Below are 23,875 nucleotides of genomic sequence, written 5' to 3'. Positions count from 1 at the left end.
CTCTACCAACTGAGCTAAACGCCCTGAATCCTTTTCGCTGCTGCGTTTGCGTTTCAGCGAGGAGGCGAATTAAAACACAGGGTTTAAGCTTGCGCAAGTGGTCTACCAGCAAATTTTTGCAACTGGCGGCAATTTCGAATAAAAGCTCCAAAATTTAATGTTTTTGTCAGACAGAAAGGTGACGCCGACTTTGCCGCTAAGGTATCATGCCGCCATTAGCTATTTATCGGATGACGTTACGAATGAAGCCGACCTTTCTCGATTTTGAGCAGCCTATTGCCGAGCTCGAGAACAAAATAGAAGAACTTCGCTATGTTCAGGACGATTCCGTGCTGGACATCTCCGAGGAGATCGCGCGCCTGCAGAAGAAGAGCCAGGACTTGACCAAGACGCTCTACGCCAAGCTGACGCCGTCTCAAATCGCCATGGTGGCGCGCCATCCGCAGCGCCCCTACGCGCTCGACTATATAGAGAGTATTTTCACCGACTTCGAAGAGCTGCACGGCGACCGCGCGTTTGCCGACGACGCCGCCATCGTGGGCGGTCTGGCTCGTTTCAACGGCCAGTCGGTGATGGTGATCGGCCAGCAGAAGGGCCGGGACACCAAGGAAAAGATCCGCCGCAATTTCGGCATGCCGCATCCGGAAGGCTATCGCAAGGCGCTGCGCCTGATGAAGCTGGCCGAGAAGTTCGGCATCCCGGTGGTCACCTTGGTGGACACCACCGGCGCTTGGCCCGGCATTGGCGCGGAAGAGCGCGGTCAATCCGAGGCCATCGGCCGCAACCTCTATGAAATGACCCGCTTGCGCGTGCCCGTCATCGTCACGGTGATAGGCGAGGGCGGCTCCGGCGGCGCCTTGGCCATCGCGGTGGGCGATTGCGTCAATATGCTGCAATACGCCACCTACTCGGTGATTTCGCCGGAAGGCTGCGCTTCCATCTTGTGGAAGACCGCCGAACGCGCGTCCGACGCCGCGGAGGCGCTGGGCATCACCGCGCCGCGCTTGAAGACTCTGGGTCTGATCGACCGCGTGGTCAACGAGCCGGTGGGCGGCGCGCATCGCGATCACGCGCAAATGATGGCGACGCTGAAGCGCGTGCTGCAGGAAGAGTTGAAAGACTTGACCGGCAAGCCGATCGACGAGTTGCTGAAAACCCGTTTCGACAGATTGATGAGTTATGGCCGCTTCAAGGAAGCCGCAGCCTGACCCGCTCGAATCTCTGTTAAGCCATTGGCCGGACGAATTGTCCGGCCAATGTGCTTTTGAGGTGGGCCTGAGCGGCGGTCTGGACTCTGTGGCGCTGCTGGCGCTGCTGTGCCGCGCGCGGGAGCGTCGTCCGGGGCTGGAGATCCGCGCGGTGCACGTGCACCACGGGCTGAGCCCGAACGCCGACGCCTGGGCCGAGCACTGCCGCGCCTTGTGCGCGGCGCTGAGCGCGCCTTTGCGGGTGGAGCGGGTAAGCCTGGCCTTGAGCGGCGGCGACAGTCTGGAAGCGGTGGCCCGCGAGGCGCGCTATCAGGCGTATCGGCGTTCCGCCGCCGGGGTGGTGGTCTTGGCCCACCATCTGGACGACCAGGCGGAAACCGTGCTGCTGCAATTGCTGCGCGGCGGCGGCGCGCGCGCCTTGGCGGCGATGCCGGCCTTGCGCAAGCTGGACGCGGCCGGCCCCTGGTTGTGGCGGCCGCTGCTGGGCTTGCGCCGGCGGCAGCTGGAGGATTACGTCCGCGCCCAGGGCTTGAGCTGGGTTGAGGACGAGAGCAATCGGGACGAGCGTTGGCGGCGCAATCTGTTGCGCCAGCGGCTGCTGCCGCAGCTGGAGGCGGCGCTGCCGGACTACCGTCGTCATCTGACGCGATCGGCTGGCTTGCTGGCGGACGCCGCCGCGGTGCTGGACGAGGTGGCGGCGCAGGATCTGGCGGCTTGCCGGAGCGAGGACGGCCTGGATTTGATCCGCTGGCGCGCTCTATCCGCGGCCAGGCAGCGTCAGACGTTGCTGGCCTGGCTGCGCGGCCTGGGCTGGCCGGCGCCGGAGCCGGACGCTTTGGCGGAGTTTCAGCGCCAGGCGCTGGAGGCCGGGGCCGGCAGTTGCCCGCGGCTGAAGCTGGCGCGGGGCCTGTTGTACCGCTACCGCGACGGCTTGTTCGCCTTGCCGGCGCTGCCGGCGCCCAGCGCGATGATCTTGGGGCCGGTGGACCCGACGACGGAGCGGGCGGCGGCGGAGTGGGGCGGGGCGCTGAGTTGGGAGTGGCGATCGCGCGGCTTGCCGGCGGAAGCGTTGGCGCGAGGCTTGAGCCTGCGGCCGCGCGAGGGCGGCGAGCGGCTGGCGTCCGGAGTCGGACGCAAGCCGGTGAAGAACTTTCTGCAGGAGGCCGGCATCGCGCCGCCCTTGCGCGAGCGCTGGCCGCTGCTGTGCGACGTGGACGGGCGGGTGCTGGCGCTGCCCGGCGTGGCGGTGGACGCCGAACTGGCCAGCGAGCCGGGCTGGTGGCCGCTTTGGCGGCCGCTGCCGGCGGAACCGCGCTGATGCAAAAACGCCTGCCGATCCGGCAGGCGTTTTGCATTGGGGTGCTTAGAACGTGTTTACGATCTCGCGAGCTAAGGCGAGACAAGGCGAAAACGGCTGAGAAAGCGGAGTGTACATACGGTACATGAGCATTTCGAAGACGGTTTCAACGCCGTATCGCCGACGCGCAGCAGATCGTAAACAGGTTCTTAGGCCGCGCTCAGCGGCAGGCTGGCGATACCCTCGTCGTCCAGCCGCAGATAGCCGCCGCGGTCGTCGTGCCAATCCTGGATCACCCAGCGCTCGGATTCGCCGTGACGATGGAGCGCGGGACGGTGGGTATGGCCGTGGATCAGCGTCGGCCAGCCGTGTTCGGCCAGCAGCGCCTCGACGGCGTCGGCGGCGACGTCGGAAATCTCGGTCAGGCCGTTTTGCCGCTTGGCCATCTCGCTTTGCTGGCGCGCCTGGCGCGCGATCGCATGGCGTTCGGCCAGCGGCCGGGCCAGCATCGCCTGCTGCCATTGCGGATTGCGGCTCATCGTCCGGAATTGCTGATAGGCAAGGTCGCCGGTGCACAGCGCGTCGCCGTGGCTGAGCAGGCAGCGGCGGCCGTGGGCCTGGATCAGGGTGGGGTCGTCCAGCAGCCGCGCGCCGCTGCGTCGGCAAAAGCCCTCGCCCAGCAGGAAGTCGCGGTTGCCGCGCATCACGAACAGCGGGGTGACGGCGGAGAAGGCGCGCATCGCGGCCAGCGGCGTCTCCAGGAACGGGGAGTCGTCGTCGTCGCCCACCCAGTATTCGAACAGATCGCCCAGGATGTAGAGCGCGTCGATCCGGCCTTGCCAGGCTTGCAAGGCATCCAGGAACAAGCGGTTCAGCGCCGGAGTGTCGTCCGCCAGGTGCAGGTCGGAAATGAAGTGAGTGGCCATGTCGCGTGCGGATAAGTTGAAGCCCGGCCGGACGGCCGGGCTGGCATGAAGGACGCGGCCGCGCGGGGAGGCGCGGCCGCCGGCCGTCAGACGATCTCGGCTTTCTCGATCACCACGGCTTCCGCCGGCACGTCCTGATGCGGGCCGCTGCGGCCGGTGCGCACCGCCTTGATGCTGTCCACCACGTCCTGGCCTTCCACGACCTGGCCGAACACGGCGTAGCCCCAGCCTTGGGCGCTTTCCGATTTGAAGTCCAGGAAATCGTTGTCGGAGACATTGATGAAGAACTGGGCGGACGCCGAGTGCGGGTCCATGGTGCGGGCCATGGCCACGGTGTAAGTCTTGTTGGACAGACCGTTGTTGGCCTCGTTCTCGATCGGCGCATTGGTCGGCTTTTGCGACATGTCGGCGGTGAAGCCGCCGCCCTGGATCATGAAGCCGTTGATCACGCGGTGGAAGATGGTGCCGTCGTAATGGCCGCTCTTCACGTACTCTTCAAAGTTGGCGGCGGTTTTCGGGGCCTTGTCGGCGAACAGTTCCAGCACGATGGCGCCGAAGTTGGTGGTCAGTTTGATCATGGTGTTTCCTTGATGACGGCAGGCCGCAAGGCGGCCTGCCGGTATGAAAGTGGTTCTTGGAGCCTGTTCCAAGTCTTGCGAGCTAGGGCGAGACGGGGCGTTGCGACCGAGAAAGCGGAATGTACATAGGGTACACGAGCGTTTCAAAGCGGTGCTCAACGTATAAGGTCTCGCGACGCGCGGCAGACATCGAACAGCTTCTTAGGGCTTGATGGTGACTTTCTGGATCACGATGGGCTCGAACGGCACGTCGCCCATGCCATTCATGCTGCCGGTGCGGGTCTTGGCGATGCGGTTGACCACGTCCATGCCGCGGGTCACCTTGCCGAACACGGCGTAGCCGGCGCCCTGGGGCGTCGGGGATTTATAGTCGAGGAAGTCGTTGTTGGCCACATTGATGAAGAACTGGGCGGTGGCGGAATTCGGGTCCGCGGTGCGGGCCATGGCGATGGTGCCGATGCCGTTCTTCAGGCCGTTGCTCGCCTCGTTGGCGATGGCGGCGCGGGTGGGTTTCTGATTCAGCTTGGTGTCGAAGCCGCCGCCCTGAATCATGAAGCCGTCGATCACGCGGTGGAACACGGTGCCGTTGTAGTGGCCGGCCTTGGCGTAGGCGACGAAGTTTTCCACGGTCTTGGGCGCTTTGGCCGAGTCCAGCGCAATCTCGATATTGCCCTTGTTGGTGATCATTTCCACTGTCGGCGAGGCCAGGGCCACGGCGGGCAGCGCGCTCAACGCCAGCATGCTCAGCATTCGTTTCATGGTTGCTTTATTCAACAGGGTTATGAGGAGCCGCCAATATTAGCACAGCCTTTTGATTCAGAGCATGGCGCGGCCGTCTTATGCTTTTTGCGTGATGCGGGCTTCTTGTTTTTTTAAAAAATAGTATTTAGACTCCACCCCCTAAAAATTGTGTGATCGCTATCTATTTAAATAGCATAATCGCCGCGCGCAAGCCCGGTTTCCATAACAAAGGCGGCAGCCGCCGCCGGGGTAGATATAAGAAAATGAAAGCATTCGCACCTTCCGCTGTTCGCGCCATTCCCGCGCTGGTGGCCGGCCTGCTGGCCGCCGCGCCGCTGGCTCAGGCCGCCGGTTTCCAATTGTCCGAGCAAAGCGTGGCCGGCCTGGGCCGCGCCCACGCCGGCGCCGGCATGGTGGGCGACGATCTGTCCGCCGTCTTCTACAACCCGGCCGGCATGACGCTGATCGAAGGCACCCAGGTGCAGGGCGGCTTCACCTACGCCGAAATCGACGCGCCGTTCGAAGGCAAGGGCGGTTTCCCGGCCGCGCGCCAGGGCAGCGACAACGGCCGCGCCAAGGCCGAGTTCATCCCCAACGCCTACCTGGTGCATCAGTTGAGCGAACGCGCCCGCCTGGGCCTGGGCATCACCGTGCCCTTCGGTCTCGGCGCCAGTTATGACGACAACTGGGTAGGCCGCAACCACGGCATTTCCAGTTCCATCATGACCGTGGACTTCAACCCGTCCTTCGCCTACAAGCTGGACGACAAGTGGAGCTTCGGCGCCGGCGTGTCGGCGCAGTACGCCAAGGCCGACCTGAAGCAGGGCGCCTTCTTCCCGGGCGCCACCGGCGAGATCGACGCCGACAGCTGGGCCTACGGCTACAACCTGGGCCTGATGTACGCGTTCAACCAGGACAACCGCGTCGGCCTGTCCTATCGCTCCAAGCTGCACCACAAGGCGCGCGGCGATTACACCGCGAGCGGCTTTGATCGTCTTGGTGTCCCTGGTTTGCCCAAGTTGGATGGCGTGTATGCCGGCGCCGCCGACGTGACCACGCCGGAATCGCTGCTGCTGTCCGGCTTCAGCCGTCTGAACAGCAAGTGGGCCTTGAGCGCCACCGCGCGCTGGACCAACTGGAGCCGCTTCGACCAACTGGTGATCAAGGGCAATCCGATGGCCGAGACCGTCATCGACAACAACTGGAAGGCCAGCTGGCTGTTCTCGGTGGGCGCCGACTACAACTACAACGATCAGTTGACCCTGCGCAGCGGCGTCGGATATGAAACCAGCCCGGTGCGCAACTCCAGCTACCGCAACCCGCTGATTCCGGACACCGATCGCGTCTGGCTCAGCTTGGGCGCCAGCTACAAGGCCAGCAAGCAGCTGACCGTGGACGCCGGCTACACCTATCTGATGGGCGTCGGCGATCGCGACGTCAATCATACCGCTGAGAGTCCTCGGAACAATATCGACACGTTGCAAGGCTCTTACAGCTCCATTCGCGGCCACCTGCTGGGCGTGCAGATGCAGTACAAGTTCTGATCCAGGAAAGCCCGACTTTCCCACCGCCGCCGGCTTCGCCCGCGGCGGTTTTTTCATGTCCGGGGGTGCGGTTTGTCCGGCGGCAGGCTAGAGTAGGGCGCTGTGTTTCATTGAGCGCCCCTTCCCATGTCCGCTGCCTCCTCTTCCTTGCTGCGGCTGAGCCCGCTGGCCGGCCTGCTGCCCTATCTGCGTCCATATCGGCTGCGCGCCTGGCTGGCCTTGCTGGCCCTGATCGTGGCCGCCGCCGCCACCCTGCTGCTGCCGGTGGCTTTCCGCTTCCTGATCGACCATGGTTTCAGTCAGCGCGCGGCGGCGGACATCAACCGCTATTTTCTCGGCCTGTTCGGCGTGGCGGCGGTGTTGGCCCTGGCCACCGCCTTGCGTTTTTATTGCGTGTCCTGGCTGGGCGAGCGCGTCACCGCCGACATCCGCAGCGCGGTCTACCGGCATGTGATCCGGGTCAGCCCGGAATACTTCGAAGTCACTCAGACCGGCGAGGTGCTGTCCCGGCTGACCACCGACACCACCCTGGTGCAGACCGTGATCGGCACCAGCCTGTCCATGGGGCTGCGCAACGCGCTGCTGATGCTGGGCGGCCTGGCCATGCTGATGGCCACCAGCCCCAGCCTGACCGCCTACATTCTGGTGACGCTGTTGCTGGTGGTTTTGCCCATCGTGGTGTTTGGCCGCCGGGTGCGAACCTTGTCCCGTTCCAGCCAGGACCGTATCGCCGATTCCAGCGCCATCGCCGGCGAAACCCTGAACGCGATTCCCACGGTGCAGGCCTTCAATCAGCAGGCGCGGGAGAGCCGGCGTTTCGGCGCTTCGGTGGAAACCGGCTTCGACGCCGCGCTGGCGCGCATCCGCGCGCGCTCCTGGCTGACGGCGGCGGTGATCCTGCTGATCTTCGGCGCCATCGTCTTCGTCTTGTGGCTGGGCGCGCACGCGGTGCTGGAGGGCGCGATGAGCGCCGGCCAGCTGGGTCAATTCATCCTGTACGCGGTGGTCACCGCCGGCGCCATCGGCGCGCTGGCGGAAGTATGGGGCGATGTGCAGCGCGCGGCCGGCGCCACCGAGCGCTTGATGGAGCTGCTGGCGCTGCGCTCGCCGGTGACGGAGCCGGCCGCGCCGCGCGCGCTGCCGCCGGGACCCGCCGGCCTGGAGCTGCGCGACGTCGATTTCGCCTACCCGTCCCGTCCCGGCCAGCCCTCGCTCAGCGGCGTCCGGCTCAAGGTGCGTCCCGGCGAGCACGTGGCCCTGGTGGGGCCGTCCGGCGCCGGCAAGTCCACCTTGTTCCAGCTCCTGCTGCGTTTCTACGACCCGCAGCAAGGGCAAGTGCTGCTGGGCGGCGTGGACGTGCGCGAACTGGCTTTCGCCGATTTGCGCGGCCATGTGGGCGTGGTGTTGCAGGATTCGGTGATTTTCGGCGCCAGCGCCTTGGAGAACATCCGCTACGGCAAGCCCGAGGCCAGCGACGAGGAAGTGCGAGCCGCGGCCCGCGCCGCCGCCGCGGCGGATTTCATCGAGAAGTTGCCGCAGGGCTACGACACCTATCTGGGCGAACGCGGCGTGCGCCTGTCCGGCGGCCAGCGTCAGCGCATCGCCATCGCCCGCGCCATTCTGAAGAACCCGCCCTTGCTGCTGCTGGACGAGGCCACCAGCGCGCTGGACGCCGAATCCGAGCAGCTGGTGCAGCAGGCCTTGGAGCGCGCGGCGCAAAACCGCACCACGCTGGTGATCGCCCACCGCCTGGCCACGGTCAAGCAGGCGGACCGCATCGTGGTGCTGGACCAGGGCCGCATCGTGGCCGAGGGCAATCATCAGAGCCTGTTGCTGGGCTCGCCCTTGTACGCGCGGCTGGCGGCCCTGCAGTTCGCCGCCGGCGGGGAGGGCTGAGAACCTGTTTACGATCGCCGCGCGTCGGCGATACGGCGTTGAAACCGTCTTCGAAACGCTCATGCACCGTCTAGCTCGCGAGATCGTAAACACGTTCTGAGACGGCGGAGGCTTAAGCATAATGAATAGTCTATGCTCCACGAATGAACGGTCGCCGCCGCGCGGCGCCGATACGCGATGGAGCGAGAATATGAAACTGGCTGTCCGTTTGGGAGGCGTGGTGCTGTGCGCGGGCCTGGGCCTGTGCGTGGTGGCGGGATTCGCCCTGCACACCTTGCGTACGACGCTGCTTGACGACCGCAAGGCGCAGATAGGCAGCCTGGTGCATCTGGCGGGGCAGCAGGTGGCGATGTACCAAAAGCAGGAGCAAAGCGGCAAGCTCAAGCGCGAAGAGGCCCAGCGGCGAGCGATGGAGGCGATGTCCGGACTGCGCGACAAGGACAATTACGTGTTCGCGCGCGACGCCTCCGACCTGGTGCTGGTGCACCCGGACCGGCGCAAGCTGGGCAAGCGGGACACCGGGGGCAAGCTGCCGGACGGTCGCACCCTGGTGCAAGCCTATCGCGACGCGCTGGCGAACGGCGATTTCGGCTTCGCGCTGGTGCGCACCAAGCGCCCCAACGGCAACGAGGTGCTGCCCAAGCTCAATGCGGTGATGCGGATACCGGACTGGAACTGGACCATAGGCGCGGGCGTGTTCATGGACGATGTGGAGCGCCAGTTCAACGGCCTGGCGCTCAAGCTTTCCGGCATCGGCCTGGCGGTGCTGGCGGTGGTGACCCTGCTGGCCTGGCGCGTGGCCGCCTCGATTTTCCGCTTGATAGGCGGCGAGGCGGAGGCGGCGGCCGACGCCGCGCGGGCAATGGCGGCGGGCGATTTGAGCCAGGCGCTGGAACGCGCGCCGCGCGAGGGCAGCCTGATGGGGGCCTTCGTCGCGATGCAGCGCAGCTTGCGTCAGTTGATCGAGCGCTTGCAGGACGGCTCCGCGCAGCTGGAGCGCTCGGTGGGCGGCTTGTCCGGACGGATGCAGCAGATTCACGGCCAGGTGGAGCAATCGGCGGCGGCCACCGCCGGCGCCGCGGAAACCACCGCCGGCATGCTGGACGGCGTGGCGGAAGTGTCGCGCCGCAGCGCCGAAAGCGAGTCGGACTCCGCCAATGCCTGCGCGCTGGCGGACGAGGGCGAAGGCCTGGTGCGCCGCGCGGCCGAGGAGATCCAGGCGGTGTCCGGCCAGGTGGCGGCCGCCTCCGGCTGCATAGGCGAGCTGGCCGAACGCTGCCGCGCGATCGACGTCACCGCGGCGGTGATCAAGGACATCGCCGATCAGACCAATCTGTTGGCGCTGAACGCGGCGATCGAAGCGGCGCGGGCCGGCGAGCTGGGACGCGGCTTCGCGGTGGTGGCCGACGAGGTGCGCAAGCTGGCGGACCGCAGCGGCGAAGCCACGCGCCAGATCGCCGCCACTATCCAGGCGATCCAGGCGGACACCGATTCGGTGGTGGCCAGCATGGGCGAGGTGGGGCCGCGGGTGGACAGCGGCGTGGCCATGGCCCGGCAGGCCGCCGACGCCTTGCAACGCATACGCGGCGGCGCGGAGTCCGCGCGCGACAATATTCGCGCGGTGGCCGGCGCGGCCGCGGCGCAGGCGGAGGCCAACCGCGAAGTGGCCGGCAATATGGAGCAGGTGGCCGGCCTGGCCGGCCAGACCCGCGCCACCGCCTTGGCGGCGGAGGCCGAGGTGGAGGCGCTGGAGACGCTGGCCGCCGGGCTGCGGCAGGCGGCGGCCAGCTTCAGGCTATAAGAACGTGTTTACGATCTCGCGAGCTAAGGCGAGACAAGGCGAAAACGACTGAGAAAGCGGAATGTACATAAGGTACATGAGCATTTCGAAGGGGTTTTCAACGCCGTATTGCCAACGCGCAGCAGATCGTAAACAGGTTCTAAGGCGGGCGGTGGTACACTGCCGGCCTCGCGATCGAATCAAAAGGATGTCCATCTTGTCTGCCCACGCTCCGGAAACCCAAGCCGCCCTGGACCCCACGCCGCTGCTGGCGCAATTGCTGGCCGCCCACGGCCTGCCCTGCCAGGAGGCCAAGGGCTGGCTGCTGCCGCATGGCCAGTTGCCGGCGATAGGCGCGCACTGGACGCCGGGCGAGAACAACGGCCGGCTGGACGTCCACGTGCTGTTGGAAAACGACATCCGCTTGATGGAAAGCTTCGCCGGCCTGGGCGCGGGCCGGGAAGGGCTGAACGACGCGCTGGAAAACTTCAGCGCCAATGTGCTGCACGTGCTGCTGGCCGGCCTGTGGGGCATCGCCGACGAGGCCCAGGTCACCGAACGGCGCTGGGAAATCGCCGGCCGCGACTATATGGCCTATATCGGCAACTTCGGCCTGCGCGGCGCGGCCGAGCGTCTGGAGCAGCCTCTGTTCGAGGCGCTGTTCCGCCAGGCCACCGCCGCGCTGCGCGCGGAAACGCTGGCCGGCGACGCGCACTGGACGCGCTTGTTCTTCTGCAATCTGAACGGCGAGTTCGTCTCCGAGGCGCTGCTGGACAACCAGCGCTGGGAGGCGGGCCTGAGCCTGCTGGACGCCTTGCCGTGGCCGGCGGCGCAAGGCTATTACAGCCTGCGCCATTTCATGCTGCTGCGCGCGGTGTGAGGCGGCTGCGGAGCGTAAATCGTGAACAGCTATCAGAGCTTGCTCAAAGTCGCGCGAGCATGGGCGAGACAAGGCGAAAACTAGCGAAAAAGCGGAATGTACTCGTGGTACATGAGCATTTTGAGCTTGTACTCACCGTGCAACGCTTCACGAAGCGCAGCAGACCTTGAACAGGTTCTCAGGCGCGGTAGCCGTCCGGGTCTATGCCATGCTTGGCGAACTTGTTGTACAGCGTCTTGCGCGGAATGCCCAGCAGCTCCGCCGCCTGCATCACCTGGCCCTGGGTGCGCGACAGCGCCTGCTCGATCAACTGCTTTTCATAAGCGTCCACCCGCGCGTCCAGCGCGCTGGGCGCGTAGGCCGCCGCTTCGCCGCCGTCCGGCGCCACGCCCAGCACATAGCGCTCCGCCGCGTTGCGCAGCTCGCGCACATTGCCCGGCCAGGTCTGCGCCTGCAAACGACCCAGCAGCGCCGGCGGCGCGTCCGGCGCCGGCCGGTCGAAGCGCGCCGCCGCCTGTTCCACAAACCATTGGAACAGGTCCGGGATGTCCTCGCGCCGCTCGCGCAGCGGCGGCAGCCGCAGCGACACCACATTGAGCCGATAGTACAGATCCTCGCGGAAGCGCCGCTCCCGGCTGGCCAGCGCCAGGTCGTCCTTGGTGGCGGCCACCACCCGGCAGTCCACCGGGATCAGGCTGTTGGAGCCCAGCCGCTCCACCACCCGTTGTTGCAGCACGCGCAAGAGCTTGGCCTGCAAGGACAGCGGCATGCCTTCGATCTCGTCTAGGAACAGGGTGCCGCCGCTGGCGTACTCGATCTTGCCGATGCGGCGCTTGAGCGCGCCGGTGAAAGCCCCGGCCTCGTGGCCGAAAATCTCGCTCTCGAAAATGGATTCCGGCAGGCCGGCGCAGTTCAGCGGCACGAAATGGCGTTCGCGGCGGCGGCTCCAGGCGTGCAGCGCCTGCGCCACCATTTCCTTGCCGGTGCCGGTTTCGCCGTGGATCAGCACGTCGGCGTCGGTGTCGGCGATATTGGCCAGCGTCTCGCGCAGCGCCTGCATCGCCGGGCTGCCGCCTATCAGCACCGGGCCGTTGCTGCGCGCCAGGCTGGCGCGCAGCTCGCGGTTTTCCAGCGTCAGCCGGCGCTTGTCCAGCGCGCGTTGCACCGTCTCGGTCAAGCGGCCCGGCGCATAGGGTTTTTCGATGAAGTCGTAGGCGCCGGCGCGGGTGGCCGCCACCGCCATCGCGATGTCGCCGTGGCCGGTGACCAGGATCACCGGCAGTTCCCGGTCCAGATTCAGCGCCTGCTCCATCAGCTCCAGGCCGCTGAGGCCGGGCAGGCGCACGTCGCTGAGCAGGATGGCGCGCTCGTCGCGCCGCAGCGCGGTCAGCGCGCTTTCGGCGTCGGCGTAGGCCTGCACCGGCAGGCCCGCCAGCTCCAGCGACTGCAGCGTGGCCATGCGCACGTCCGGGTCGTCTTCAACGTAGATGACGCCCGCGCGGGCGTTGGGGGTGGGCTTCATGTGGACTCGCAAGGCCAGTTGATGATGAAACAGGCGCCGCCGTCCGGGTGGTTGCCGGCTTCGATGCGGCCGCCGGACTGTTCGACGATCTCCTGCACGATGGCCAGCCCCAGGCCCAGGCCCTGGCCGCGCGGCTTGGTGCTGTAGAAGGGCTCGAACAAATGCGGCAGATCGGCGTCGGCGATGCCGGGACCGTGGTCGCGCAGACGGAATTCCAGCATGCCGGCCTTGTGCAGCAGGCTGATCTCCAGCCGGCCGTCCGCCTGCGGCCGCATCGCGTCGATGGCGTTGCCCAGCAGATTGGTGAACACCTGCTCCAGGCCGATGGCGTCGCAGGCGATGTCCGGGCAGCGCGGCGGCAAATCCAGCTCCAACTCCACCCGGGCGTCGCGCAGCGCCGGCTGCAGCAGCGTCAGCGTGTCGCGCAGCGCGGCGAGCGGGTTGGTCTGGCCCAGCGGGCCGCGGTGGCGGCGGGCGAAGGTTTTCAGGTCCCGGGTGATGTGGGCGATGCGCTCCACCAGCTGGGAAATCTGGCCCAGATTGTCGCTGGCGGCGTCGGGGCGGCCGCGTTGCAGCAGGGTCACCGCGTTGTCGGCGAAGGCGCGCAGCGCCGCCAGCGGCTGGTTGATCTCGTGCGCCACCCCGGCCGCCATCTGGCCCAGCGCCGCCAGCTTGCTGGCTTCGGCCAGCTGGCCGCGGGTGATGCGCAGGCTGTTTTCGGTCTGGATGCGTTCGCGGATTTCCGCCGACAGCTGGGTGTTGCTCAGCGCCAGGTCGCGGGTGCGTTCCGCCACCTTGCGTTCCAGTTGATCGTGCGCCTGCTGCAAGGCCTGTTGCGCCGCCAACCGCTCGCGCAGCCGGCGCAGCCGCAACCGCCAGTAGTGCCACAGCGTCAGCAGGCCCAGGCCGCTGGCCAGCAGCGTGCTCATGATGGCCAGCAGGGTCAGGTTGCGGCCGTGCATGTCCACCAGCAGGGTCAGCGTCCAGCCGGTTTGCGGCAAGGTCTGGCGGATTTGCAGATAGCGGCCGGCCAGCAGTTTGCGCTCGCTGTCCGGCGCCAGCCAGGCTTGCTCTCGCCAGCCCGCGTGCGGCTGCAGCAGCGCGAACGGATGCAGCTTGGCGCCCAGGTATTGGCGGGTGGCGTCGATCTGGCGGCGCACCGCCGGCGGCAGCGGCTGCCAGGTGGCGAACTTCCAGTCCGGGTTGGCGCTGAGGAAGGCGACGCCGTGGCGGTCGCTGACCAGCACCGGTTCCGCGCCTTTGCGCCAGGCGGCCTCCAGCGGCGCCAGGCTGACCTTGACCACGGCCACGCCGACGACGCGGCGGCCGGACAGCACCGGCCAGGACAGGAAATAGCCCGGTTCGCGGCTGGTGCTGCCTATGCCGTAAAAACTGCCGGACTGGCCGGCCAGCGCTTGCTGGAAATAGGGGCGGAAGGCGTAGCTGTTGCCGACGAAGCTATACGGCGACATCCAGTTGCTGGACGCCAGCGCGATGCCGTCCACGTTGACGATGAACAGCGCCGAGGTGCGCGACTGCCGGTTCACCTGTTCCAGATAGCGGTTCAGCGCCTCCACCCGCCGCGGATTGCGCGGGTCCGCCAGCAGGTTGAGGATGTCCTGGTTCAGCGCCAGCACATAGGGCAGGTAGCGGTATTGCTCCAGCGTGGCGCCGAGGTTGGCGGCGTGCATTTCCGCCCGGTGCCGGCCCTCGCGCTCCGCTTCGGTCAACAGCATGCGGCTGGCCAGCACCCAGCCGCCGCCCAGCGCCAAGGCCAGCAAGAAGAGGGAAGGCAGGCTTTTCAGCAGGAAACGCAACGCGCGTGCGAGCATGGCGGCGGATCGGGAATCGGCGATGCCTCAGTCTACCGCAGCTTGCAGTTCCGCGGCTTCGTGGCGTGAATGTTCCTCCATCACCAGCCGGGTCAGCTCCCGCTTCAGGTCGTTGAAGCCCGGCGCGCTGGGGTCGCGCGGGCGCGGCAGCTCCACCCGCACATCGCGCTTGATGGTGCCCGGGCGGTAGGTCATCACCACCACCCGGTCCGCCAGGTAGATGGATTCCTCTATGCTGTGGGTGACGAAGATGATGGTCTTGCCGGATTCCTGCCAGATGCGCAGCAATTCGTCCTGCAAGGAGCGCCGCGTCAGCGCGTCCAGCGCGCCGAAAGGCTCGTCCATCAGCATCACCGGCGAATCCAGCGCCAGCACCCGCGCGATGGCCACCCGCTGGCGCATGCCGCCGGACAGGTCTTTGGGGAAGCGGTGGCGGAAATCGCGCAGGTGCAGCTTGTCCAGCAAGGGCTCCACCGCGGCGCGAATCTCGGCCGGGCCGCGCTTCTGGATCTCCAGGCCGAAGCCTATGTTCTGCTCCACCGTCATCCACGGGAACAGCGCGTATTCCTGGAACACCATGCCGCGGTCCGGCCCCGGCGCGGCGACGCGTTGGCCGGCCACCAGAATCTGTCCGCCGCTGGGCGGCGCGAAACCGGCGATGGCGTTGAGCAGCGTGGATTTGCCGCAGCCGGACGGACCCAGCAGGCAGACGAACTCGCCGGGCCGGATGTCCAGCTGGATGTCGCGCAGGGCGATCACGTCGCCGCCCGGCGTCTTGAATACTTTTTGCACCTGTTGCACTTCGATCTGGGCGCTCATGTTTCATCCTTCCGTGCCGCGCAGCGCGGCTTTGAGCAGTTTTTTAGAGCCGATAACAAAACCGCGCAGCCTACTGGGCCAAGGCGCGCCGACGCGGGCAGCAGCCGTTGTAGACCAGGAGGCGCAAGGCGGGATCAGCGGTTTTGTTAGCGGTTTTTATTGGTCGATGCCGCGATGCCATTTCAGCAGGCGATTGTTCAGCCCCTGCATCAGCACGTCGATCAACAGCCCGAGGATGCCGATGGTGACCATGCCGGCGATGACCTTGTCGGTCCAGAAGTACTCGCGCGCCTCCATGATGCGGTAGCCGACGCCGCTGTTCACCGCGATCATTTCCGCGACGATCACCACGATGAAGGCGGTGCCCATGCCCACGCGCGCGCCGGTGAAGATGAAGGGCGTGGCCGCCGGCAGGATCACCCGGCGGAACAGGGTGGCGCGGCTGGCGCCGAGGTTGCGCGCGGCGCGGATATAGATGCCGTCCACATTGCGCACGCCGGAGATGGTGTTCATCAGGATGGGGAAGAAGGCGCCGATGGTGATCAGGAACACCGCCGGCGGATTGCCCAGGCCGAACCACAGAATGGACAGCGGGGTCCAGGCGATGGGCGGAATCGGCCGCAGGAACTGGATCAAGGGGTTGAAGGCCCGGTACACCGGGTCGCTGACGCCCATGAACAGCCCCAGCAGCAAGCCCAGGCCGCCGCCCAGCGCGAAGCCCAGCACCACCCGCCACAGGCTGGCCACCACGTCGTGGACCAGCTCGCCGGACAGCAGCCAGGACAGGTAGGCGCCGGACGCCGGGTCGTAGGCCTCCAGCGGTTGCCAGTAGGCCAGCCACTTCTGCAACACCGCCAGCGGCGAGGGCAGGATTTGCGGATTGATCCAGCCCAGGCTGGAACTGGCCTGCCAGATCAACACGATGGCGATGGGCACCGCCAGGCTGGACCAGGCCTGGCCCAGCCGGGAAAACACAGTCTGCTGCATGAATTCGCTCCCGCCGCCGTCAATTAATCTTGAGGTCCTGCTTGGCCTTGCTCAGCAAGTCCAGCTTCACCCAGTCCGCCGCCTTGGGCGGCTTGGCCATCTTGCCGATGCCGTACTGCTGCATCATGTCGGTGGTGGTCTGGATGTGGGCCACGCTCAGGTCGTAGCTGTACGGGGAGTTGGAGATCGCGTCCTGGAAGTCGTCGGCGCTGATCTGGTTCTTGAACATGTTCTCGCGCACGTATTTTTCCGCCAGCTTGGGGTTCTTGATGAAGGTGTTGGTGGCTTCCACAAAGCACTTGATCAGCCGTTCCGCCACGCCGCGGCGTTCCTTGTACATTTTCTCCGTCATCACCAGGGTGCGGACCGGTTCGCCCAGCGGGGTGTCGTAGGGCTTGAGCACTTCCACGCCGAAGCCCTTGTTGATGGCTTGCGAGGATTGCGGCTCGGACTGGCTCATCGCGTCGATCTGCTTGCCCATCAAGGCCTGGTTCAGGTCGGCGAAGGGCATGTAGATCACCTGCACGTCCTTGCCCGGCTTGTCGGACCAGCTGAGCTTGTACTTGGCCAGCTCCGCCGCCAGCAGCAACTCCTGGGCGCCGCCGCGCGCCACGCCCACCTTCTTGCCCTTCAGGTCCTTGACGCTCTTGATGCCGCTGTCCTTGGCGGCGACGATGCGCGCGCCGCCCTTGGCGAAGCCGGCCACCGCGTAGATGGGCGCGCCGCCGGCGCGACCGGCCACCGCCGCGTCCGCCGCGCTGGCGGCGATGTCCACTTCGCCGGCCACGATGGCCGGCATGATGTCTATGCCCTTGGCGAACATGCGTTCTTCGATCTTCAGATCGTATTTGGGCGCAATCTCCTTCATATAGCTGATGGCGCCGTAGTGGGCGAACTTGAGGTTGCCCAGCCTCACCACGTCGGCGGCTAGGGCGGGCAGCGAGAGACCGCCGCTCAGGGCGGCGAGACAGAGCCAGGTGCGGATGCGTTGCATGGTGTTTCTCCTTTGTGGACGGGGGCCGGGCGAAGCGCGGCGATCTTTTATTTATACGATGTTTGCATTTTTCGGCGCGGCGATGCGCTGCGCGGCTTTGCAATGGTTCTTATTAGGCAAAGCGCGTGCCAGGCTTTGTTTGCGCCAAGTTATTGATTTTCAATGGTTGATGAGGGGCGTTGTGGCCGGATTCAGCCAGCGCCGCCGCCGGCTGTGCCAGAATCGGCTCAGCCTTAGGCGGCGAAAACGATGCATCTATTCAGTATTGACCGGCCGTTTTTCCGCCAACTGACGCAGCGCCTCCTCCCGGAGCTTGATGCGGTCTATATAGCCGAAGATGTCGATGGGGAAGACCAGCACCTGTTCGATCAGGGCGAAGAAGCCGGCCCAATAACCCTGTTCAGGGCCTTCCGCCGCGAAATCGACGTCGCCGGCGATGCGCGCCAGCAAGGTGCGTCCCGGGGCGTCGGGATTGTCCTGCACGTACTGGATGAAATGGCCGGCGTATTCGCGTCCCAGCAAATAGGCCTGGCGATAGTCGTCGGCCGGCGGCACTTGCCAGCAATGCACGCGCGGGCGATCCGGCAAGCGCGCGGCGAAGGGCAGCTCCTGATAGGAGATGGGCTTGAGGTTGGGGCGGTAATGGCGACGGGGCGGGTATTTGACTGACATGCGCGCACTCCTGTTGATTCATGGCTGCCGGCGAGGCGGCAGGCTCATGGCAGGCGCATGGCAGGATTGGAGTTCCGGCGCCACGGCCCGGCGGGTGCGAGCACCCTCCCACCACGGCCTGCCCGTTTAGGCATGACTGATGGTGCAAGGGCACGGCCCAGGCGATTGCGGCGCTGGGTCCGAGGCGGCGGGGCCAGACTCCAATCTGGGCGCCGCCGGTTGGGGCGGCGCGTTTGCGATTGTGCCTAGCGGGAATCTGGGGGTCAAGACGGCGGCATCGGCCGGCGGGCCGCCAATCTTGGCGCCCGGCCTTGCCCGGGCGGCGGCTCCGGAGTCTAGGCGTAAAACCGCGATTGTCCTTGCCAGTCGCCGGCGACGAAGTCTTGCACATGATCCAGGAATTTGTCGTGGCGGCCCAGGCGGCTGTCGTCGGCCTGCCGGTTGGCCGGCAGCAGATAGAGCTGGCCGACGTGGCGCACCGGCAGCAGGCCGTCCAGCGCCGGCACCAGATCGCCCTGGACGCAGTAATGGCGGATATGGGCCGAGGCCGCGCGCGCCTGATCCAGATTGTTGTCGTGCCGCGCCAGCAGTTCGCGCTGCAGGCCGCGGCCGAACTGGGCGCTGCTGAAGCATTCGGCGTGGACGGGGCGTTGCGGGGTGGACAGCTTCATCGCCGCGTAGGCGGCCATGCCGCCGCCCAGCGAATGGCCGCCGGTGCTGACAGTGTAGTCGGGCTCGCCGCCGCGCATCAGCGGCAGGCCGGCGGCCAGCCCTTGCAGCTTGGCGGTGAGCTGGGCGGCCTGAGCGTAGCAGGCGGGACGGCCGCCAAAGGCGGCGTTGCCGATGTTGGCGCGCCACTGCCGCGCGACGCTGGCCAGGTTTTTCAGATTGCGCTGAGCCAGGCCGCCCACGCCGCGGCCGCTGGTGGTGCCGCCGAAGACCAGGCGGATTTCCCCGGCCGCCTTGTTGCGGAACACATAGGCCACCAGGCCGCTTTCCGGGTCCATCAGGCGCGCCTGCTGCGGCTGGAACTCCAGCTTGCTGCCCTTGGCCAGCAGCCGCGCCAGTTCGGCGTCCGGGCTCCACTGGGTGGCGCGCAGGCTGTCCAGGTCCCGGCTATAGGGGAAGTTGGCGAGCAGGGCGCTGTCCTTGAGCCTTTGCCGGGCCGGCTCGGGCTTGAGGCTTTCCAGCGTCTGCGGCGCGCAGAGGCCGTCCAGCGGGTTGGCGCGCGGCGCGGTTCGGGACGAGGCGGGGGCGTCGGCGCGGTTTTCCGCTTGGCTGAGCCGCGTCGGCATCGCGCTGGGCGCGGTCTTGGGGCGGGCGGCTTCGGTTTCGGCGGCGGCCGGCCGGGACGCGGCGGCGCGGGAGGCTTGAATGAGCATGGTGGGCAGACGCGAGTGAAAGTTGATTCGCCGCATGCTAAGGGCGCGCGGGCGGTTTGCCTTGCAGATTTTACTCAGCCGGCGGTTACGGTTCCGTGATAATGGCGAGTCCGGAACGAAAATACACGCAGCGGAAGGAGCCGCGATGGAAATGGAAACCGAGCGTTTATTGCTGCGCCAGTGGCGGGACGAGGATCTGGCGCCCTTCGTCGCGATGGGGCGGGACCCGGAGGTGATGCGCTATTTTCCGGCCTTGCTGAGCGCCGAAGAGAGCGCGGAAGGCATGGCGCGCCAGCGTGGATGGATAGCGGAGCGCGGTTGGGGGTTCTGGGCGGTGGAGGAGAAGGCGTCCGGCGATTTCATCGGTTTCGTCGGTCTGGCGGTGCCGCGCGCGGAACTGCCGTGCATGCCCTGCGTGGAGGTGGGCTGGCGGCTGCGGCGCGAGTCCTGGGGCCGCGGCTACGCCAGCGAGGCCGCGCGCCGGGCGCTGGCCTTCGGTTTCGACGAGTTGGCGCTGGACGAGATCGTGTCCTTCACCGCCTTGCCCAATCTGCCGTCGCAGCGGCTGATGCGGCGGCTGGGCATGCGCGACAGCGGCCGGGATTTCGATCATCCGGCGTTGGCGCCCGGGCATCCGCTGCGGCGCCACTGCCTGTATCGCTTGTCGGCGGCGGAGTGGCGCGCGGCGGCGCCTGAGGTGTGAAGCCGGGGGGGAGAACAGCCGCCGTCAGGCGGCCTTTTTGTCGCCCGCGGCATGGTGCGGCGGCCGCTCATTGCTGCCAGTGGTTGTAAATCGTCTGCAGCTTGCCGTTTTGCTGCAGCCGGGCCAAGGCGGCGTTGAATTGAGCGGCGCGGCTGTCGCCCTTGGCGAAGGCGACGAAGCGCGGCATTTCCACCAGCGGCTTGGACAGGATGCGCACATGCGGCAGCGCGCGCAGCTGGCGGGCGTAGTAGAGCAACTGGCCGCGGTCGCCGACGATCAGGTCGATGCGGCCGGCCAGCAGCATCAGCAGCAGTTGCTCGGGATTGGTGGCGCTGGCGTCGCGCTTGAGCTGGGCCTTGTCGAAGGCGGATTCGTAGGCGTAGCCGTGGACCTGGCCTATGGTCAGCGGGGCCAGATCGGCCAGGGTGTTCCAGTTTTGCAGGCCGTTCTGCTTCAACACCATGAACACGGTGCGGCCGGTGCGTATCGGGCCGGCCAGTTCGTACTGGCCGCGCCGCTCGGCGGTGCCGGCGAACTGGAAGGCCATGTCCACGTCGCCGTTGCCCAGCATCTGCTTGACGCGTTCCCAGGGATAGAGGTGCAGCTGATAGGGGATTCTGGCTTCCGCCATCACCGCCTGAACAATCTCCACGTCCAGGCCCTGGGGCTTGGCGCCGGCTTCGTTCTGGTAGCTGTAGGGCGCGAACTGGATGTCGCCGGCGATGCGCCAAGTCTCCGGCTGGGCCGCCCAGGCTGCCCCGCAAAACAACAGCATGCTCAACACACGCCTCATGGTTGCTCCCGTCGTCGCCGCCTTCCGTCGGTATAGCCGGAGCGGGGCGGAGCGGCAAGCCGGGCGGTTTTTGCAAGCGCCCGGACGCCGCCTTGCCGAGAATGGCTGCAAGGGCCGCCCCGTTTACAGGGCGCGGCGGAGTCCATACGCACTATTCAGGTAAGCCGCGATGTCTTCTTCCATTAGTTTCAGCGCCGGCGGTCCGGCGTTTTCCCTCAGCAACGAGCGCGTGGCCCGCATGATGAGCGGAGACCGGCAGACGGCCACGCACATGGGCTTGTGGGACAAGTTCAAGGACGTGTTCCGCGCCGAGAAAAAACAGGATGCCTTGAACACGCTGTTCAAGCTGGTGGACAGCCAGTCGCCGGCGCGCTCCTTCGATATTTTCAATCGCTTGGCGCAGCTGGCCACGCCCAGCAACCGGACCTTGTTCACGGTTGCGGTGGCGCCGGAGCAGGGCGGCGGCAAGATCAGTTATTGCATCAACGGCCAGCCGCTGAAAACGGAGCGCTTGTCGCCGGAGGGGCGGGAGGTGATTCTGGCGCGCCTGGGCGCGCCGCTGGGTGCCGAACAGGCGCAAGCGCAGGCGGCGTCGCTGGCGGATTACCGGATGGACGTCTCGCCGGGGCTGATGTATCTGCTGGACGGCGATTTCGCTTCCGGCGGGGTGCACAAGCGCTTTCACGCCGATACCGGGGTGTTGCAGGCGCGGGACGAGGTGGGGCGGGCGGATTTCGTCCGCGAAGGCCAGCTGGAGGCGTACGCCGAATCCCGCCCGGCGCTGCGGGATTATCTGTCCACCCAGCAGCAGATCGCCGCGCCGCCGGGTGTCAGCGACAAGTTCGCCTACGCCCGGGTCGAGCAGTACGACCCTGCGGTCATCGTCAGCCGCGAACTGGACGTCGGCCTGCCGCTGTTGTCGCTGGACCAGGCCCGCAGCGTGGCGGCGCAATTGGTGGACATGGCCAGGACTTTCTACTGCCATCAGCTGTCCCACCGCGATCTGCACATGCAGAACCTGCTGGTGCACGAACGCAAGGAGGACGGCGCGGTGTTTCTGAAGGCCATCGATTTTGGCCGCGCCAAGTTTGGCGAGGCGTTCGAGGCGGAGCGCTTCAACGACATCGATTACCTGTTCAAGCGCGAAGGCTGCTCGCTGGCGGAGACGGTGGGCCGCAACTACCTGGCCGGCAAGGATTCGGCGGTGGCCAGGAAGCATTACCCCCTGCACAAGCTGCTGGAGCGTTTCAACGAGCGCGGCGCGGAGGTGACGGAGACCCTGTCCGGCATCGGCAAGATGTTGAAGGCGGATTTGCAGATGGCGGGGCCGGGGGACGAGCTGCGCATCGACCAGGCGTTCGAGCGCGCCTCGGCCTCGGTGCAGATGGCCTTGGCCGGGCTGGCGCGGCCGCAGCTGGGGGTGGGCTTGCGTCTCTGAGGAGGTTTACGCTTCGCGGCGCCGCGGTCTTGAAGCCCGCGTAGAAAAGCCCCTCCCGCTTACGGCGGGGAGGGGCTTTTGCTTGGGCGCCCGGCTCAGGCCGCTGCGGCCTGGGCGGGCTTTTTCAAGGCGCGCAGCGCGATCGCGGTGACCACGGTGCCGGCCAGCAGCGCCAGCAGGTAGAAGCCCAGGTGGCTGACGGCGTTGGGGATGGGCAGCACGAAGACGCCGCCGTGCGGCACCTTCAGTTCCGCCCCGGCCAGCATGGAGATGGCGCCGGCCACCGCGGAGCCCAGCATCAGCGCCGGGATCACCCGCAGCGGGTCGCGCGCGGCGAAGGGAATGGCGCCTTCGCTGATGAAGGCCAGGCCCAGCACGCCGGCGGCCTTGCCCGCCTCGCGCTCGTCGGCGCTGAAGCGGTCGGCGAACAGCTTGGTGGCCAGCGCGATGCCCAGCGGCGGCGTCATGCCGGCGGCCATCGCCGCGGCCATCGGCGTATAGACCTGGCTGGCGATCAGGCCGGTGGAGAAGGCGTAGGCGGCCTTGTTGACCGGGCCGCCCATGTCGAAGGCCATCATCGCGCCTATGATGGCGCCCAAGACCAGCGCGCTGCTGCCCTGCAGGCTCTTCAGCGCCTCGGTCAGCATGCCCAGCAAGGCGGCCACCGGGCCGCCGATCACGTAGATCATCAGCAGGCCCACCAGCAGCGAGCCCAGCACCGGCAGGATCAGCACCGGCTTGAGGCCGTCCAGATTGCGGCCCAGCTGGATCTTGCGATTCAGCCAATCGGTGCCGTAGCCGGCGATGAAGCCGGCGATGATGCCGCCGAGAAAGCCGGAGCCCAGGCTGGCGGCCAGCATGCCGCCCACCATGCCGGGCGCGATGCCGGGACGGTTGGCGATGGAGTAGGCGATGTAGCCGGCGAGGATGGGCACCATCAGCGCGAAGGCGGATTTGGCGCCGATCTGGAACAGCGCCCAGGCCAGCGTGCCTTTGTGGGCGTCGTCGAAGGCGTAGATGCCGCCCAGCGCGAAGGCCAGCGCGATCATGATGCCGCCGGCGGTGACGAAGGGCAGCATGAAGGAGACGCCGGTCATCAGGTGCTTGTACGGGCCGCTGCGCTCGCTGGCCGCTTTTTCCGGCGCGGCGTCGGCCGCTTCCGGCTGATGGGGCGCGGCTTCGGCGATGGCGCGGCGCAGCAGCGCCTGGCCGTCGTTGATGGCGGCCTTGGTGCCGCTTTGAAACAGGCGCTTGCCGTGGAAGCGGCTCAACTCCACCTGGGTGTCGGCGGCGATCAGCACCAGGTCGGCCTCGGCGATCTCGCCGGCGCTGAGCGCGCTCTGCGCGCCCACCGAGCCCTGGGTTTCCACGCGGATGGCGTGGCCCAGCGCCTGAGCGGCCTGGCTAAGCCCTTCCGCCGCCATGAAGGTGTGGGCGATGCCGGTGGGGCAGGAGGTGACGGCGACGATGCGCAGCGCCTTGCCTGCCGGGGCGCTCAGCGCCGCGGCGCGGCGGACGGCGTCGGCCGGGTCGGCCAAGGCCTGGTCCAGGCTCAGGCTGAGCGCCGGCAGGCCGTTCAGGCGCGGATCGGCGACGACGCCGATCAACAGCGCGGCCTGGGCGGCGGCGAGTTCGGCCGCGGCCAGCGGCGGCGCGCGGTCCAGTTCCAGGCTCAGAGAGTGCCCGAGCCCTTGGGCGGCCTGGCGCAGCGCTTCCGCGGCCAGCCGGCCCTGGGTGCTGCGCTCGCCGGCGTCGATGATGGCAAGTAGGTTCATGGCGTTGTTTCCCTTGTGTTTTTGGTTTGGAGCCGCAGGCAAAGTCCCTGATGCCGGATGGTCTGGCCGCGGCTCGTCCGCCGATGTGCGGCGGATCGAAAACCGGCG

General features: G+C 67.0%; 20 protein-coding genes. 8 read left to right on the top strand and 12 right to left on the bottom strand.

The window, feature by feature from the left end:
* Window positions 1-242 precede the first annotated feature (242 nt).
* On the top strand, window positions 243-1,208 hold the full coding sequence (locus tag JW897_RS22915) for an acetyl-CoA carboxylase carboxyltransferase subunit alpha (RefSeq protein WP_048416165.1): 966 nt from the start codon (window positions 243-245) through the stop codon (window positions 1,206-1,208).
* A 37-nt stretch (window positions 1,209-1,245) separates the two neighbouring features.
* Complete coding sequence (gene tilS / locus JW897_RS22910) at window positions 1,246-2,526, top strand: tRNA lysidine(34) synthetase TilS (RefSeq protein ID WP_240352344.1); 1,281 nt, start codon at window positions 1,246-1,248, stop codon at window positions 2,524-2,526.
* A gap of 188 nt (window positions 2,527-2,714) precedes the next feature.
* Here tilS and JW897_RS22905 read toward each other — a convergent pair whose 3' ends face one another.
* From JW897_RS22905 to JW897_RS22895, 3 genes are all read right to left on the bottom strand, one after another.
* On the bottom strand, window positions 2,715-3,431 hold the full coding sequence (locus JW897_RS22905; protein WP_205467773.1) for a UDP-2,3-diacylglucosamine diphosphatase: 717 nt from the start codon (window positions 3,429-3,431) through the stop codon (window positions 2,715-2,717).
* Between the two features lie 86 nt (window positions 3,432-3,517).
* Window positions 3,518-4,009 carry a peptidylprolyl isomerase gene (locus JW897_RS22900; protein WP_048412622.1) on the bottom strand — a complete coding sequence of 164 codons (492 nt, stop codon included), beginning with the start codon at window positions 4,007-4,009 and terminating at the stop codon, window positions 3,518-3,520.
* Window positions 4,010-4,210: 201 nt separating this feature from the next.
* On the bottom strand, window positions 4,211-4,768 hold the full coding sequence (locus JW897_RS22895; protein ID WP_048412623.1) for a peptidylprolyl isomerase: 558 nt from the start codon (window positions 4,766-4,768) through the stop codon (window positions 4,211-4,213).
* A gap of 245 nt (window positions 4,769-5,013) precedes the next feature.
* Between JW897_RS22895 and JW897_RS22890 the strand changes: the two genes are divergently transcribed.
* The 4 genes from JW897_RS22890 (at window position 5,014) to JW897_RS22875 (ending at window position 10,850) form a co-directional block, all read left to right on the top strand.
* Window positions 5,014-6,294 (top strand): OmpP1/FadL family transporter, encoded by a 1,281-nt coding sequence (locus JW897_RS22890; RefSeq protein WP_205467772.1) that lies wholly within the window; start codon window positions 5,014-5,016, stop codon window positions 6,292-6,294.
* A gap of 126 nt (window positions 6,295-6,420) precedes the next feature.
* Window positions 6,421-8,190 (top strand): ABC transporter transmembrane domain-containing protein, encoded by a 1,770-nt coding sequence (locus tag JW897_RS22885; RefSeq protein ID WP_205467771.1) that lies wholly within the window; start codon window positions 6,421-6,423, stop codon window positions 8,188-8,190.
* Between the two features lie 190 nt (window positions 8,191-8,380).
* Window positions 8,381-9,991, top strand: a complete 1,611-nt coding sequence (locus JW897_RS22880; protein ID WP_205467770.1) for a methyl-accepting chemotaxis protein — start codon at window positions 8,381-8,383, stop codon at window positions 9,989-9,991.
* Window positions 9,992-10,187: 196 nt separating this feature from the next.
* Window positions 10,188-10,850, top strand: a complete 663-nt coding sequence (locus tag JW897_RS22875; RefSeq protein ID WP_205467769.1) for a DUF6348 family protein — start codon at window positions 10,188-10,190, stop codon at window positions 10,848-10,850.
* 178 nt (window positions 10,851-11,028) lie between these two features.
* Here the strand turns inward: JW897_RS22875 and JW897_RS22870 are convergent, their stop codons facing one another.
* The 7 genes from JW897_RS22870 to JW897_RS22840 all read right to left on the bottom strand — a co-directional run bounded on the left by JW897_RS22870 (window position 11,029) and on the right by JW897_RS22840 (window position 19,058).
* A complete protein-coding gene (locus JW897_RS22870) occupies window positions 11,029-12,372 on the bottom strand; it encodes a sigma-54-dependent transcriptional regulator (RefSeq protein ID WP_205467768.1) in 1,344 nt (447 codons plus the stop codon).
* Window positions 12,369-14,204, bottom strand: coding sequence for an ATP-binding protein (locus JW897_RS22865; RefSeq protein ID WP_205467767.1), 1,836 nt, complete (start codon window positions 14,202-14,204; stop codon window positions 12,369-12,371). The genes JW897_RS22870 and JW897_RS22865 overlap by 4 nt, the downstream gene beginning before the upstream one ends.
* 27 nt (window positions 14,205-14,231) lie before the next feature.
* Window positions 14,232-15,023: an ABC transporter ATP-binding protein gene (locus tag JW897_RS22860; RefSeq protein ID WP_048412630.1), complete on the bottom strand. Its 792-nt coding sequence runs from the start codon at window positions 15,021-15,023 to the stop codon at window positions 14,232-14,234.
* Window positions 15,024-15,179: 156 nt separating this feature from the next.
* A complete protein-coding gene (locus JW897_RS22855) occupies window positions 15,180-16,010 on the bottom strand; it encodes an ABC transporter permease (protein ID WP_205467766.1) in 831 nt (276 codons plus the stop codon).
* Between the two features lie 19 nt (window positions 16,011-16,029).
* Window positions 16,030-17,004 (bottom strand): ABC transporter substrate-binding protein, encoded by a 975-nt coding sequence (locus tag JW897_RS22850; protein WP_205467765.1) that lies wholly within the window; start codon window positions 17,002-17,004, stop codon window positions 16,030-16,032.
* Window positions 17,005-17,259: 255 nt separating this feature from the next.
* A complete protein-coding gene (locus JW897_RS22845) occupies window positions 17,260-17,676 on the bottom strand; it encodes a hypothetical protein (protein ID WP_205467764.1) in 417 nt (138 codons plus the stop codon).
* A 335-nt stretch (window positions 17,677-18,011) separates the two neighbouring features.
* Window positions 18,012-19,058 (bottom strand): Tle-like phospholipase domain-containing protein, encoded by a 1,047-nt coding sequence (locus JW897_RS22840; protein WP_205467763.1) that lies wholly within the window; start codon window positions 19,056-19,058, stop codon window positions 18,012-18,014.
* A gap of 145 nt (window positions 19,059-19,203) precedes the next feature.
* On the opposite strand from JW897_RS22840, the gene JW897_RS22835 reads away from it, so the two are divergent.
* Window positions 19,204-19,761 (top strand): GNAT family N-acetyltransferase, encoded by a 558-nt coding sequence (locus tag JW897_RS22835; protein ID WP_240352343.1) that lies wholly within the window; start codon window positions 19,204-19,206, stop codon window positions 19,759-19,761.
* A 67-nt stretch (window positions 19,762-19,828) separates the two neighbouring features.
* On the opposite strand, the gene JW897_RS22830 is transcribed toward JW897_RS22835, so the two are convergent.
* Complete coding sequence (locus JW897_RS22830; RefSeq protein ID WP_205467762.1) at window positions 19,829-20,554, bottom strand: substrate-binding periplasmic protein; 726 nt, start codon at window positions 20,552-20,554, stop codon at window positions 19,829-19,831.
* A gap of 169 nt (window positions 20,555-20,723) precedes the next feature.
* On the opposite strand from JW897_RS22830, the gene JW897_RS22825 reads away from it, so the two are divergent.
* Window positions 20,724-21,992, top strand: a complete 1,269-nt coding sequence (locus tag JW897_RS22825) for a hypothetical protein (protein WP_048412637.1) — start codon at window positions 20,724-20,726, stop codon at window positions 21,990-21,992.
* 95 nt (window positions 21,993-22,087) lie between these two features.
* On the opposite strand, the gene JW897_RS22820 is transcribed toward JW897_RS22825, so the two are convergent.
* A complete protein-coding gene (locus JW897_RS22820; protein ID WP_205467761.1) occupies window positions 22,088-23,767 on the bottom strand; it encodes a PTS fructose transporter subunit IIC in 1,680 nt (559 codons plus the stop codon).
* Window positions 23,768-23,875: the final 108 nt, after the last annotated feature.

The sequence above is a fragment of the Chromobacterium alkanivorans genome, assembly GCF_016937655.1.
Lineage (GTDB): Bacteria > Pseudomonadota > Gammaproteobacteria > Burkholderiales > Chromobacteriaceae > Chromobacterium > Chromobacterium alkanivorans.
The sequence above is the reverse complement of the archived record's forward strand: the minus strand, read 5'-3'. Positions and strand labels throughout refer to the sequence as shown.